The organism is Sorangium sp. So ce363 (assembly GCF_051520435.1).
Lineage (GTDB): Bacteria > Myxococcota_A > Polyangia > Polyangiales > Polyangiaceae > Sorangium > Sorangium cellulosum_B.
The window spans coordinates 7,642,389-7,656,015 of the sequence record NZ_CP150333.1 but is presented as its reverse complement, the minus strand read 5'-3'; the positions used below and the strand labels follow the sequence as shown (position 1 = coordinate 7,656,015).

10 protein-coding genes are annotated in these 13,627 nt (G+C 69.9%); 8 read left to right on the top strand and 2 right to left on the bottom strand.

Annotated elements, in window-relative coordinates; translation table 11 throughout:
* Positions 1–92: 92 nt before the first annotated feature.
* From WMF12_RS28700 to WMF12_RS28680, 5 genes are all read left to right on the top strand, one after another.
* Entirely contained in the window at positions 93–1,175 is a 1,083-nt protein-coding gene (locus WMF12_RS28700; RefSeq protein ID WP_437850507.1) for an FG-GAP repeat domain-containing protein, read from the top strand.
* Positions 1,176–1,449: 274 nt separating this feature from the next.
* Positions 1,450–2,265 carry a hypothetical protein gene (locus tag WMF12_RS28695; protein ID WP_437850505.1) on the top strand — a complete coding sequence of 272 codons (816 nt, stop codon included), beginning with the start codon at positions 1,450–1,452 and terminating at the stop codon, positions 2,263–2,265.
* 225 nt (positions 2,266–2,490) lie between these two features.
* Positions 2,491–3,648, top strand: a complete 1,158-nt coding sequence (locus tag WMF12_RS28690) for a sensor histidine kinase (RefSeq protein WP_437850503.1) — start codon at positions 2,491–2,493, stop codon at positions 3,646–3,648.
* Positions 3,645–4,301: a response regulator gene (locus WMF12_RS28685; RefSeq protein WP_437739882.1), complete on the top strand. Its 657-nt coding sequence runs from the start codon at positions 3,645–3,647 to the stop codon at positions 4,299–4,301. The genes WMF12_RS28690 and WMF12_RS28685 overlap by 4 nt, the downstream gene beginning before the upstream one ends.
* Positions 4,302–4,431: 130 nt before the next feature.
* Positions 4,432–5,160 (top strand): DUF2306 domain-containing protein, encoded by a 729-nt coding sequence (locus WMF12_RS28680; protein WP_437739881.1) that lies wholly within the window; start codon positions 4,432–4,434, stop codon positions 5,158–5,160.
* On the opposite strand, the gene xylA is transcribed toward WMF12_RS28680, so the two are convergent.
* Positions 5,141–6,472, bottom strand: a complete 1,332-nt coding sequence (gene xylA, locus WMF12_RS28675) for a xylose isomerase (protein ID WP_437850501.1) — start codon at positions 6,470–6,472, stop codon at positions 5,141–5,143. The two genes, WMF12_RS28680 and xylA, sit on opposite strands and share 20 nt — an antisense overlap.
* 1,014 nt (positions 6,473–7,486) lie before the next feature.
* Here xylA and WMF12_RS28670 point away from each other — a divergent pair.
* Together WMF12_RS28670 and WMF12_RS28665 are read left to right on the top strand one after the other, a co-directional pair.
* A complete protein-coding gene (locus tag WMF12_RS28670; RefSeq protein ID WP_437850499.1) occupies positions 7,487–9,016 on the top strand; it encodes a hypothetical protein in 1,530 nt (509 codons plus the stop codon).
* 176 nt (positions 9,017–9,192) lie between these two features.
* A complete protein-coding gene (locus WMF12_RS28665; RefSeq protein ID WP_437850497.1) occupies positions 9,193–11,616 on the top strand; it encodes a substrate-binding domain-containing protein in 2,424 nt (807 codons plus the stop codon).
* Positions 11,617–11,806: 190 nt separating this feature from the next.
* Here WMF12_RS28665 and WMF12_RS28660 read toward each other — a convergent pair whose 3' ends face one another.
* Positions 11,807–12,250 carry a DoxX family protein gene (locus WMF12_RS28660; protein WP_437850495.1) on the bottom strand — a complete coding sequence of 148 codons (444 nt, stop codon included), beginning with the start codon at positions 12,248–12,250 and terminating at the stop codon, positions 11,807–11,809.
* 172 nt (positions 12,251–12,422) lie between these two features.
* On the opposite strand from WMF12_RS28660, the gene WMF12_RS28655 reads away from it, so the two are divergent.
* On the top strand, positions 12,423–13,361 hold the full coding sequence (locus WMF12_RS28655; RefSeq protein WP_437850493.1) for a LysR family transcriptional regulator: 939 nt from the start codon (positions 12,423–12,425) through the stop codon (positions 13,359–13,361).
* The last annotated feature ends 266 nt before the right edge of the window (positions 13,362–13,627 follow it).

The window sequence follows — 13,627 nt, the reverse complement described above, 5'->3', positions numbered from 1 at the left end:
CGCGTGCACGGCGCGCCCACGAGGCGGGATGCCGGACAGGAAATGCCCGGCCGGCATCTGTACCCGCGCCTGAGGCGCAAGAGAGGGCGCGTATGAGACGGTCTGCGGCTACAGGGGCGGCGCTGCGCGTGGTCGCCGCGATTCACACCATGGCCGCCTGTTCGCCGGGCGTCGACCTGCGCGAGGAACGTGGGGCGGACGAGCCCGCGGCGTCACCGCTGGGGGTCGCGACACCGAGGCTGGGCCGCACCCGGTGGGAGGCAGTCCGCCTGAACGACTTCGATGCCGACGGCATGGGGGACATACTCTGGAGCAGCAAGGAGCAGAACCTGATCGCGATCTGGCTCATGGAGGGGAACCGGCTCCTGGCGCCGGGGCCGCTCATCCCGGGACCCATCGGCCAGGGCTGGGAGGTGGCCAATGCGGGCGACTTCAACCGCGACGGCATGGCGGACGTGGTCTGGCTCAACGCAGACCGGCACCTGATGACGATATGGCTGATGAACGGAAGCCAGCTGCTCGCGCCGGGGCCGGTGCTCCCGGGGCCACCCGGCGAGGGATGGACGGTCACCTCGGCGACCGATTTCAACATCGATGGGATGTCGGATCTGCTCTGGAACAACGAGCGACAGAACCTGATGACGGTCTGGCTGATGGATGGAGGGCAGCTGCTGGCACCGGGGCCGGTGCTCCCGGGGCCGCCCGGCGAGGGATGGACGGCGCCCACCGCGCAGGACGTGAACTACGACAACATGGGGGACGTGTTCTGGAACAACATCCAGAAGAACCTGATGGCGATCTGGCTGATGGACGGAGCCGAGCTGCTGGCGCCGGGGCCGGTGATCCCGGGGCCGCTCGGCCGCGGCTTCAAGATCGTCACGTCGTCGGACTTCAACTTCGACGGCATGGGGGACGTGCTCTGGAGCAGCCCCGAGCAGGGCCTGATGGCCGTGTGGCTGATGGCCGGAGCGCAGCTGCTGTCGCCGGGACCGGTGATCCCGGGGCCGCTCGGCCGCGGCTGGGAATTGCGCCCCGGCACCGACGTGAACTTCGACAGCATGGCGGACGTCCTCTGGTACGCCGTCGGAACGAACCAGGCGGCGGTCTGGTGGATGGACGGACCGCAAGTGCTCGCTCCCGGACCGGTGATCCTGGGTCCGTACGACGGCGGGTGACGCGGCGCCGTCGCGCTCCCAGGCTCGCGACGGCTCGCGCGGCTCGATGCCGCCGCTTGTTCTGGACGCGCGACGGCGGCATTCCGGCGCGGACGGAGATAGTAGAGATCGTTGCAGGTCGCCGTCGCCTCGAGCGCCGTTGCGGGCTTGACGCTCCTGGAACGTTTCGATTTCCTCCTCTCTCATGAACGGTGTGAATTCAGTTGCCGAAACTGCCGGAGAAGGCGCAAGAATCCGACGGTCGGCTCGATCGTGGCTCGACCGGCTGACGTCGATGGCCGCGGTGTCGTTGCTCGTCGCGTGCGGTTCGGGCGATGGGAACAGCGCCAGCACGGGCGACACGGTCACGGGGGGCTCGGGCGGCGCAACGAGCGGGACCTCTCACGGTCCGTCGGGAGGTCTGGGCGGGGGCAGCGACGGCGGCGGGGCGGGGGAGGGCGGCTCGGGCGGAGACACGGACCCTGGCGCAACGTCGGGCGCCTCTGCTGGGGGCGCAGGAGCGGCCGGAGAGGGCGGCGCTGGAGATTGCGAGAGCGGCCCGGCGGCGCTCGAAGGCAGCGTCCATCAAGGCGATCTGCTCATCGCGTCGGACGCGGACGCCCTCGCAGCGCGCGCTTACTCCACGATCAACGGCACGATCTCGGTCAGCCCCGACTTCGCCGGAACGCTCGACTTGCCCAGCTTGCTCGAAGTCGGCGGTATCCAGGCCGAGGGCGGTGCCTCGAGCGGGGAGCTGGTCGCGGCGCAGATCAAGGCGATCCGCATGCCGAACCTGGTGCGTGTCCGCGGTACGTTGTGGATCTATCTGGCGTTCGAGCTGCTGGAAGCCGACTTTCGCAAGCTCGAGACCGTCGACGAGCGGTTCTGGATCCATCGAAACACGGAGCTCGCGGCGCTGCGGCTCGATGCCTTGCGCAGCGTGGGCGAGGACGTACAGATCACCGACAACTTCAAGCTCCAGGCATGCGCCCTCGAGAGGATCGAAGCCAACCTGCGCGCGGCCGGCACCACCAGCATGAACATCTCCGGAGGCGTCCAGGAGACCGGCTGTGAATGCAGGCTCGTCTGCGGACAGGGGCTCTGCTTGTAACGAGCGCCGGTCCGTGGCCGAGTCGAGGACGTGAGCCATCGGACAGGGGGGGCTCCCTGCCGGCAGCTTCGGGGCGTCGATCCGCGCGGCGCAGCGGACCATCGCGAGAGCGCCCCCATCGAGGCCTCGTGCACGGCGTCCATCCGGTCTATGCTGCGACCAGCACGCCAGGTCGTCGTGCTGGTTCGCTCGAGCGATGGGTGTGGAGTCAATCCGGCGCTTCTCATGAGGCAGGTGCGCGCGTTCTTTCGATCCGTGTGGTCCGAGCCACGAGCACCGCACCCCCCTCGACGCGTCCGGATGGATTGGGTGCTCCTGGCCGCGTTCGCCGCGCTCGGCTCGATCGAGGTCGCGATCCGGCGCGACCTGCCGTGGCGGATCGCTTCGCTGGTCCTTTGCATCGGGCTCTTGCCGACGCTGCTCTGGCGGAGGACCAGGCCGCTGCGGATGGTCGTGATCGCGTTCGGCCTCCTCATCGCGATACAGCTCGCCGTGATGGCGACCGGCAGCGCATCGCCAGGGCTCTACGCGATGGTCTACATGGTGCTGCTGCCCTATTCGTTGTTCCGGTGGGGTACGGGGCGTGAAGCGATGATCGGGCTGCCGATCATGGTGACCTCGGCGGCGGTCGACATGATCCGTTCTCATGCCAGGACCGGCGATGTCATCGGGGGCTACGCCGTCCTGCTCTCCACGATGGCGCTCGGCGCGGCGGTGCGCTACCGGGATGGCGTGCGCCTGCGAGAGCTCGATGAAGCCAAGCTGGCCGAGCGAGAGCGGATCGCCCGCGACCTGCACGACACCGTCGCCCACCATGTATCGGCGATCGCGATCCGCGCGCAGGCTGGCCTGGTCGCCGCGTCGGCTCGCCCCGAGGCTCCCGTCGACGCGCTCCGCGTGATCGCGGACGAGGCGTCTCGCGCCCTCGGCGAGATGCGCACGATGGTCCGGCTCCTGCGCCGCGGCGAGTCGGCCGAGCTCGCGCCGAGCCCGCGGGTCGCCGACCTCGGACAGCTCGCAGGCCCATCCGCCACAGGGGCTTCCGTCGAGGTGAAGTTGACCGGGAGCTTCGATGACTTGCCATCGTCGGTCTCCGCCGCGATCTTTCGCCTCGCGCAGGAGGCGATCACCAACGCTCGCCGACACGCTCGCCACGCGACCCGGATCGACGTGGAGGTCACGGCCGACGACACGTCCGTACGTTTGCGGGTCACCGACGACGGCCAGGGGACCCACGCTGGCCATTCCACGTCGGCGGGATACGGGTTGGTCGGCATGATCGAACGAGCGACGCTGCTCGGCGGTACGTGCCATGCGGGCCCGGGCCCACGGCGCGGCTGGACGGTGACGGCCGTGCTGCCTCGGAATGGACGGACAACATGAGCATTCGCGTCATCGTCGCCGACGATCAAGAGATCGTCCGCACCGGGCTCAGCATCATCCTCGACGCCCAGCCTGACATCGAGGTCGTGGGCGTCGCCGGCGACGGACACAAGGCCGTGGAGCTGGCGCTCGCCCTCCGTCCCGACGTGTGCCTGTTCGACATCCGCATGCCCGGAATCGACGGCATCGAAGCTACCCGACGGCTCGCCGGCCCGGCCGTCGACCGTCCCCTGGCGGTCGTGGTGATCACCACCTTCGATCATGACGACTACGTGGTTGGCGCCCTCAAGGCCGGCGCCCGCGGCTTCTTGCTGAAGGACGCCGGTCCCGAGCTGCTCGCGCAGGCCATCCGCGCCGCCGCGAGCGGCGACGCCTTGATCGCGCCACGTGTCACCGCCCGCCTGCTCTCCTCGTTCGCCGCCTCTCGCCCCCAGCTGCCACGAGCGCAGCCCGCGGAGGCCCTCACCGCCCGCGAGGAGGAGGTCCTCCTCATCGTGGCCCGCGGTCGAACCAACGCCGAGATCGCCGACGAGCTCCACATCAGCCTGAGCACCGTCAAGGCCCACATCGCCAGCCTCATGACCAAGCTCGGCGCGCGCAACCGGGTCGAGATCGCCATCTGGGCCTACGAGACCGGTCGCGTCCGCGACTGACCCGTCGGCCCGGGGCCAGGTGGCGGTGCACCTGGCCGAAAGTACGATCGCCCCATCGGGCAATCGGCCGACCCAGATCCGACTTTTGCGCCAATTGCGACGCAACCAGGGCCGTCCCTAGCTTGGCGGCATGACGAACGAGAGCACCACGACCCCCTCGGCGAAGCGAGACTGGCTCGTACCCGCGCTTCTGCTCGGCCTCAGCGCGGTCCCCGTGGTGGCCGGCGCCTTCCGCCTGGCCGAGCTGAGCGTCGGCGCCAAGGTCACCCCGGACAACGCCCGCTTCTTCGCTGCGCCCGTGCCCATCGTGCTGCACATCTTCAGCGTCAGCGTATTCTCGATCCTGGGTGCGTTCCAGTTCTCCTCGGGCTTTCGCCGCCGGAAGCCTCGCTGGCATCGCGCGGCGGGGTGGGCCGTGGCCCCGTCAGGGCTCGTCGCTGCCGCCTCGGGTCTGTGGATGCAGGCGTCTTACGAGCTCCCCAAGGGGGACGGCGACGCCCTCGCCGTTCTCCGGGTGCTGTTCGGCTCTGCCATGTTCATGTCGCTCGTGCTCGGCCTTGTCGCCATCTCGCGGCGCGACTTCGTCCGTCACGGCGCCTTCATGCTGCGCGGCTACGCGATCGGCCTGGGCGCGGGGACTCAGGTGCTGACCCACATGCCGTGGGTGCTGCTCGTCGGCGTGCCGGGCGAGGGCGTCAGAGCGCTCCTGATGGGCGCCGGCTGGGTGATCAACGTCGCCGTCGCGGAGTGGATCATCCGCAGGAGAGCTACCTCTCTTCGGAAAGAAAAACAGCCGGGCGCGCAACGGCGCCCGGCTGTCGTTCCCTCGATCGCTCGGCTTATCGGATCCAGCGATTGATGATGTTTTCGTACAGCTCCTGCTGACCGCTCGTGAGCTTGACCTCACCGCCAGCGTTGCCGATCTCGGCCAGCTGCTCCAGCGTCAGCTTGCCCTGCTCGAAATCGGCGCCCTTGCCGCCGTCGAAGGACGCATAACGCGCCTTGCGCATCGCCTCGAGCGGCGACTTGCGGATCAGGTCGTCGGCGATGAGGAGCGAGCGGGCGAACACATCCATGCCGCCGATGTGCCCGTGGAAGGTGTCGATGAGATCGCTCGAGTTGCGGCGGCGCTTGGCGTCGAAGTTGACGCCGCCGCCCTGGAACCCACCGCTGCGGAGCAGGATGAGCATCATCTCGACCGTCTCGTTGATGTTGTAGGGGAACTGATCGGTGTCCCACGCGTTCTGATAGTCGCCCCGGTTGGCGTCGATGCTGCCGAGCATGCCGTTGTCCGCGGCCACCTGCATCTCGTGGTCCATGGTGTGGCCGGCGAGCGTCGCGTGGTTCGTCTCGAGGTTGAGCTTGAAGTCCTTGTCCAGGCCGTGCTGGCGCAGGAACCCGATCACGGTCTCGGCGTCGAAGTCGTACTGGTGCTTGGAGGGCTCCATGGGCTTGGGCTCGATGAAGAAGACGCCCTTGAAGCCGCGCGAGCGCGCGTAGTCGCGTGCGATGGTCAAGAAGCGAGCGAAGTGCGCCTTCTCGCGCTTCATGTCCGTGTTCAGCAGGCTCATGTACCCTTCGCGGCCGCCCCAGAACACGTAGTTCTCACCGTTCAACGCGATGGTCGCGTCGAGGGCGTCCTTGAGCTGGGCGCCGGCGTAGGCCAGCACGGAGAAATCCGGGTTCGTGGAGGCGCCGTTCATGTAACGCGGGTTGGAGAACAGGTTCGCCGTGCCCCACAGCAGCTTGACGCCCGACTGCGCCTGCTTCTGCTTGGCGTACTCGACGATGCTCTGGAGGCGACGCGACGTCTCGGCGCGGTTCTCGCCCTCCTCCACGAGGTCGATGTCGTGGAAACAGTAGTGCGTCGCGCCCAGCTTGGTGATGAACTCGAAGTTCGCGTCCATCTTCATGCGAGCACGGGCCAGCGCGTCCTTGCCCTCGTCCCAGGGGAAGTTGATCGTCCCCGGGCCGAACGGATCGTGCCCGCGCCCGCAGAACGTGTGCCAGTAACACACGGCAAACTTGAAGTGATCCTTCATGGCCTTGCCGGCGACGACGCGGTTGGCGTCGTACCACTTGAAGGCGAGGGGGTTGTCGGACTCAGGCCCCTCGTAAGGGATCTTGCCAACACCCGGGAAGTACTCTCTGTCTCCAGTGACAACGGTCATAAACGGATCTCCAGCTCGTGGTTTGCGTGTGCCTTAGTTCAGAGGGCGCTTTCGACAACGGTGTCCGCGGGGTAAGCCCCAGGGCTCTGGTCTCCAGGCCAGGGTGGAGGCGGTATCTCCACGCCCGCGCTGGGCTTCCAGGCATGTTGCGTTTGTTGTGGCTCCAGCGCTCCTCAAGTCAGGTGAACCACCGGCGCGCATCAATTGCGCGCGTGGCGGAATCGGCGGGCTAGCAATAACATGGTGCCGGGTCGGAGGCTAGGGTGGGCCTCCGGCGCCTCGCACCGTTGACTCTGGCTAGCTGTGCCGCGTCAACCTCCCCGCACGGACGAGCCGCGAGACCATACCGAGGTTGGCTTCGCTGCCCTCGCTGGATCCGTCAAGGCGCTCGTGCTGCCGCCCCCTGCGATGCCGGCCGTGTTGAGCGAGCCGGTCCACGGCGGCGGTATCTTACAGCGACATGGCATTCAAGCGCCCGGCGGCGGAACTTCCACGTGGGTGGCGCCCGAGAGGGGCCAAGCCCTGCGCGTCCGTCGCTTCGCGAGGCAAGGACTCGCCCGCATCGTTTGCCGCCAGCCGCGTTCGCACGGACGCTTCGCTCACCTACCAGGTCAGCGTGTGCGTGTCAACGCTCGTCAGGACCCGCGTGACGGGGGGCGGTCGGTGGTCTGGAGCGGGCGAGACTGCGGCCATCGCGGCGGATCGCGAGCGACGGTCGGCGCCGCAAGCGCGTCGCCCAGGGGCGCCTCGGGTGGCGCAGGAGGCCTCGCCGAGCCGCCGGCCCCCTCACCGGGGGCCTGCGGGGGGAGCCGGGGACTGCTCGCGCGGCGGTGGGTGAGGGGATGTCCGCCATCGATGGCTGTTCTGGTCCAGGGTGCTGGCGTGGTGTCCTGGCCGGCGAGATCTCCGCACAGGACGCAGAGCGCCACGGCGCGTTCCTCAGGCGCCGAGCGGAGATTCTGCCCCATGAGAGGCCGGCTCGCGCGGTAGCGTGACGAGATGTCGAGACGAACCATGCGAGTCATCTGGCCTTTGGTTCTTATCACCTTGCCCCCGGGCTGCGCTGGCGAGTCGGGCGGTGAGGTGTCGAGCAGCGGGGGAGGAGCGTCGAGCGCGAGCGGGGGAGGAGCGACGAGCGGGAGCGGGGGAGGAGCGTCGAGCGGGAGCGGCGGCGGGGCGTCGAGCGGGAGCGGCGGCGGGGCATCGAGCGGGAGCGGGGGAGGAGCGTCGAGCGCGAGCGGCGGAGGAGCGTCGAGCGCGAGCGGCGGAGGTGCGGGCGGGGATCCGGGCCCAGGCGCGTGCGGCGTCACCCGGGACCGCATTCGCATCACCCAGGTCGACGTCGGGGGCCGCGTGATCAACAACGAGGATGAGGCCGCGCTGAAGCCGCTCGTCATCTCGCCGATACCGTCCGGCGGGTCGCGCCTGGCATGGATGAGCGACGACGGACAGGTCCACGTCCTCCAGCTCGACGCCGATGACAAGGCCGTGGGGCGCTCGTTCGGCTTGCCGGCGAACGACTTCGCCGACCTCTACGCCGACGACGACGGCGGCGTGCTGCTGCTCACCCGCGATGCGGAGGGCGGCGGAACGCTGAATTGCGGCACGCCCTCGAACCTGTGCGGTACGCCGCCGTCCCCTCCGGTCGCCTGTCACGACATGTACATGGTCCGCTTCGACGGCGAGCGCGCGACCTGGGCGACGAAGCTCACGAGCTCGAGCGCCGCGCTGCCGCCTTACTCGACCGGCCCCACCGGGCCCGAGGTGTACATGATCTGGTGGTACGCGCACCACGGCCGCATCGCCTTCGACGGCTCGCGCTATGCGGGCTATTTCGGCGCCGCGATCAGCGTCTCGCAAGGCGGGTGCATCAACATCCACCAGGGCGATCGCATGAAGGTCGTCGACGCGAACGGCGCGCTGCAGAGGGACGGCTTCGACTGGGGCTGCAGCCACAGCGGTTACGAGCGCGTCCTCTGGGACGACAGCGCCCGGAAGTTCGTGACGGTGTGCAAGACCGACAACAACAACCGCATCGCGCTCGCGCCGAATTACAAGACCATCTATCCGGTCGATCTCGCCTACTCGAACCTTGGGAACCTCGTCACGGCGGCCGGCGGCGGCTACTGGCTCACGGCGAGCAATATCCGCTCGGGCCAGCCGGCGGGCGCGAACGGGCTCGCGGACGTCCGGCTGCTCCACTTCACCGACGGCGCCGCGGACAAGGACCTCACGATCGCCAGCGACGCGGGCATGAACCACCGCGCTCCGCACCTGGCCGCCTACGGCCGCTCCCGCATGCTCGCGGCCTGGGAGACCACGACGAGGGCCGGCGATATCGCCCGCAACGACGCGGCGCGCGCGCTGTTCCTCCAGACGCGCGATCGCGCCACCGGCGAGGCCGAGGGCGAGCCGCTGGAGGTCGACGTGCTCGGCAATCGTTACCAGGACTTCGTCGCGTTTCCCGACGGGAGCGTGGCCTTCGCCGCGCCCGGCAGCTCGAACACAACGATCCAGGTGCTGCGCATCCTGCCCTGCGAGTAGCGCGCGCCGCTCGGACGACTCGTCACCTCCCCGGCGACCTCGGCCGTCGATGGCGGGCCGCGAGCCGGCCCACACACCTGAGGAGATGGGCAAATCGACCTTGACAGAACTGTGGTTCATCGCGCCTTCTGGGCCATCGCGTCGCGCGTCGTGACGGCGGATCGAGCGGGACCCGTATGCGCCATGGGGTGGATCTCTTCGCGACATTGCAGCAGATCGTGCGACGGGCCATGGCGATCGCGCCGCGGGCGCCGCGCGGCAGCCTGCTCCTCTGCGAAGGGAACCGCCTCGTTTACAGGGCGCTCGAAGGGTTCGACGCGTTCGCTCGGCAAGGGGTGAATCTCCCGACCGACGCGGGCCTCGCCACCGGAGGCGGCCCGCGCGCGGCGCCCGAGGCGGCGAGCGGGATGTGCGTTGTCAGTGCACATGCGTGGTATGAAGCGCACCTGCCTCTCGCGATCGCGGCAGAGGGCGCGGTGCCCGCCGGCGCGGGCGTGCTTGTCGCGCCCGTCGTCGTCCGGGGAGCGCCGGCGGGCTACCTCGCGCTGGAGCAGGCGACCCTCGAGCCTCCGCAGGGCGAGCGCCGCGTGATGCTCGAGGTGTTCCTGGACGCCGCCGGGGCCGCGCTGGAGCGGCACAGGCTCTATGACGAGAAGGCGAGATTGGCACAGGAGATTCGCCTGCTCGAGCAGGTGCTGAACGCGGTGGGCACCACGGTGGAGCCAGACCACCTGCTGGACACGCTCGCTCACGGCATCAAGAGCGTGCAGATCGACCAGCAATGGGCCTCGGTGGAGCTGTGGCTCGTCGAGGACGCCGGCGGCGGAGAGGGCGCCGTGGCCGCTTCGGGCGAGCTGGACGCCCGCGTGTTCCGGGCCGGGCGGTCGGCCCCCATGACGTACTTCCACACCCTGCGCGACGGCGCGGTCGACGCCGCGCGCGGCCTCGGCATCTCCGTGGATTTCCGCCTCGGGCCCCCCGGCGGCCCGGGGGGCCAGCGCGAGATCCTCGAGGACGGCATCCGGCGGGGTGTGGACGGCATCATCATCGCGCCGGGCGCCCCCGAGGAGGCGGAGGAGGGGTTCCGGCGCGCGGCGGAGGCGGGGATCCCGGTGATCGTCGTCGACACGCCGCCGGTGCCGGGCAGCCGGGCCCCGCTTTATATCGGCACGGACAACGTGGCGGCGGGCAGGCTGGCGGGCGAGGTGATGCGGCGGCTGCTGCCGAGCGGCGGGGTCGTGGCGCCGCAGCGGCCCACGAAGGACGCGATCAACACGCGCGAGCGCATCGAGGGGTTTTGCGCGGCGATGGAAGGGGCCGAGTTCACCGTGCTGCCCCCCCACGAGGACAGCGAGCACGATCAGGAGCTCGGGACGGAGCTCGCGCGGGCGGCCCTCCAGCGGCGGCCGGACATCGCCGGTGCCTTCGGGGTGGCGGTCGGAGGCGGGCCGGCATGGGGCCGCGCCGCGAGGGAGATCGGCAGGGGCGGAGAGCTCAAGATCGTCGCGTTCGATCTCTTCTCCGCGACGGTCGCGCTGCTCCGCCGGGGCGCGATCCACGCGACGATCGTGCAGCGCGAGTACGACATGGGGTATCGCGCCGCCGAGATCGTCCACCGGATGATCACCCGGGGCGTCGAGCCGACGCTCGCGGAGCTGCCGGCCTCGCGCATCATCCACACCGGCGTCGATTGCGTCACCCTCGAGCACACGCCGTGGTCCAAGACGCTCAGCGATCACCTCGCGCTCGACGCGGCCCGCCGCGTCGCGAGCCGGCGCGTCGAGGGCAACGCCGCCGGCCGGCCGATCGAGGTGCTGTTGATCGGCGTGGCGGCGCGCAGGGAGCCCGTCGTCGAGGAGCGCGTGTCCTTCTCGCCGCGCTCGCTGGTCGGCCGGGTGCTCGACGCCGGCCGCCCGCTCGTGATCGATCCGGCCGGGCACGGCGGGCGCGAGGGCGCCTCGCTCCTCCGCGGGCACGCCGGCGCGCGGACGCTCGTCGGGGTGCCGCTGCGGGCGCGGGGCAGCGTGGTCGGCGTCCTCGTCCTGAGCAGCGAGCGTGAGGACGCCTGCGGGAGCGACGACGTGCCGTTCCTCGAGCGCGTGGCCGGCACCGCGGCCGTGGCCATCGAGAACGCCCGGCTGTTCAGCCGGATCTCCGAGCGGACCATCGAGCTGGAGCGGTCGAACCAGCTCCAGGAGTCGATGCTCCGGACGATCCATGAGCTGTCGAGCCCCGTGGTGCCGATCGCCGATGGAATCCTGGTCATGCCCGTGGTGGGCACGATGGATGCCCAGCGCTCGAGCCGCTTCATCGAATCGCTGCTGAAGGAGATCCACGAGCACGACGCGCAGGTGGTGCTGATCGACGTGACGGGGATGGCGGTGGTCGACGCCACGGCGGCGAACCAGCTCGTCCGGGCGGCGCAGGCGGCGGCGCTGCTCGGCGCGGAGGCGGTGCTCGTCGGCGTGACCGCGGGGGCGGCGCAGATGATGGTCGCCCAGGGCCTGGACGTCGGCGCGATGGTCACGCACGTCGACCTGGCGCGTGGCTTCCGGTACGCCCTGGCGAAGACCGGCGGCCGCATCCTGTATCAGCGCTGACGGCGACGGCCGCCGATCGGGTCAGCGCGCTGAAGCATCCCCTCGAATTCTTCGGAAACTTCACAGGGAGACGGGGAGGCGGGGAGGGAAATTTCAAAATACTCCCTGTCTCCGAGCCTCCCTGTTCAATTTCTCCGCTGAAAATGGCTGCAAAATAAGGGGATTCCTTGGGTCAGCGCGAACGGGCGGCTCAAGCCGCGCTCTCGACAGGCCGGAGCTTGCTCTGCTCCGCGCCGGCGCTCGCGTCGACGCGCGCGGCGAGCATCGGGCGGAACGCGGCGCGGTACGCGAAGGCGAGGTAGAGCTCGATGGCGAGGATGAGCCAGGACACCGGGTTCCCCGGCGCGAGGAAGGTGTGGAAGGCGACGATGTTCACGATGATGGGCGCGAGGAGCGCGAGCGCGAGGGGCACGTAGCGGTTCGAGAGCAACAGCGCGCCAGCGACGACCTCGGTCCCCTTGATGAGCGGGAACATGTACCCCGTCGCCGCGAGCGCGCCCGCGAAGCTGGCCGCGGCCTCCGGAGCCGGGGGCTGCGGCAGGAACTGCAAGAAGCCGTTGAGCCCGAACACGAAGAACACGAGCCCTTGCAGGATGCGGGCGGCGGTGGGGGCGAAACGCTTGACGTTGTTCATGGTGAGCCTCGCTGAGGTGTGGCGGGCTCTCCCGATCGGAGCGCCCACGCCTTTCCTGATGCGCCCTCGCGACGCCCGGTGCTATCGTGCAACGGCTCAACTCAACGTTGCGCTGGCGCAACCTGGCGAGAGCCCCCCGATCGGCGCCGTTTACCCCTCGTGAGGTCCTACCATGCCCAGCCCCCGCGCGGCAGCCCGAGCGCGCCCTGCCCGGGCGCCCCAGCTCGATGAGATCGCCGCGTTCGCCAGGGTGGCGGAGCTGGGCTCGTTCACCGCCGCGGCGGAGCAGCTCGGCGTCCCGAAGTCGACGGTGAGCCGCGCAGTGACGCGGCTCGAGGACGGCCTCCAGGTGCGTCTCCTCCAGCGGTCGCCGCGCGCCGTGGCGCTGACCGAGGCGGGCCGTCGCTTCTTCGGCGACGTGGCGCCGCACATCGCCGGTCTCCGCGACGCGGCGCAGGCGCTGGACGCCTATCAAGGGCAGCCCCAGGGCACGATACGGCTGAGCGCTCCCCCGGATGGTGGGGAGTCTTTCCTCGGAGAGATGCTCGTCGAGTTCGGCGCGCGTTACCCGCTGCTGTCGCTCGAGGTCGACATGTCCACGCGCCGGGTGGACCTCTTGCGCGAGGGCTTCGACGTGGCGCTCCGGGCGACGGGCGAGCTCCCGGACTCCTCGCTTGTCGTGCGCAAGCTGCTCGACTCCTACGTGCAGCTCTTCGCTGCTCCGGCGTACCTCGCGCGCCGCGGCCTGCCCCGCGCGTTCGACGAGCTCGTCGACCACGAGCGGGTGGTGTTCCTCCCCAACAGCCGGCGCAGCCAGCAGCCCGTCGACGGCCCCCGCGCGGTGCGCGACGCGATGGCGACCGGGCGCATCGCGACCGACGATTTCCAGCTCATCCGCTCGGTGCTCCGGGCGGGGGGCGGTATCGGGCCGCTCCCGCGCGTCCTCGCCGCGCCCGACCTGGCGAGCGGGCGCCTCGTCCACGTGCTGCCGGAGTGGTCGCAGCGCGCAGGGACGCTGTACCTCGTCTATCCGAGCGCGCGGCACGTGCCGCGGAACGTGGCGGTGTTCCGCGATTTCGTCCTTGCCTGGGTGAAGCGGCTCGCGTGTTAGAGCGGCGGTCACCCGCTTCGGATACGGGCCCATCTCGACGTTTTCGGTGCTCAGCGCACTGGAGTGCGCTTCCGCGCCGAAAACGCCGATCTGGACCCGTCTCCTGTGCGGGTGACCGCCGCTCTGCGACGCTCGTACTGGGCTCAGCTGAAAACCGCTCTATGGCTGGTTGTCGATCATCTTCTGAAGGGTCGCCGCGATCTCGAGGAGATCGGCGTCCGCGCCGGTCGTGTTCGCGGCGAGGACGGTCTCCCGGGCGGCCGAGA

Coding starts and splice junctions, on each gene's coding strand:
- WMF12_RS28700 (WP_437850507.1), top strand. CDS start 93: ATGAGACGGTCTGCGGCTACAGGGGCGGCGCTGCGCGTGGTCGCCGCG.
- WMF12_RS28695 (WP_437850505.1), top strand. CDS start 1,450: ATGGCCGCGGTGTCGTTGCTCGTCGCGTGCGGTTCGGGCGATGGGAAC.
- WMF12_RS28690 (WP_437850503.1), top strand. CDS start 2,491: ATGAGGCAGGTGCGCGCGTTCTTTCGATCCGTGTGGTCCGAGCCACGA.
- WMF12_RS28685 (WP_437739882.1), top strand. CDS start 3,645: ATGAGCATTCGCGTCATCGTCGCCGACGATCAAGAGATCGTCCGCACC.
- WMF12_RS28680 (WP_437739881.1), top strand. CDS start 4,432: ATGACGAACGAGAGCACCACGACCCCCTCGGCGAAGCGAGACTGGCTC.
- xylA (WP_437850501.1), bottom strand. CDS start 6,472: ATGACCGTTGTCACTGGAGACAGAGAGTACTTCCCGGGTGTTGGCAAG.
- WMF12_RS28670 (WP_437850499.1), top strand. CDS start 7,487: ATGCGAGTCATCTGGCCTTTGGTTCTTATCACCTTGCCCCCGGGCTGC.
- WMF12_RS28665 (WP_437850497.1), top strand. CDS start 9,193: ATGCGCCATGGGGTGGATCTCTTCGCGACATTGCAGCAGATCGTGCGA.
- WMF12_RS28660 (WP_437850495.1), bottom strand. CDS start 12,250: ATGAACAACGTCAAGCGTTTCGCCCCCACCGCCGCCCGCATCCTGCAA.
- WMF12_RS28655 (WP_437850493.1), top strand. CDS start 12,423: ATGCCCAGCCCCCGCGCGGCAGCCCGAGCGCGCCCTGCCCGGGCGCCC.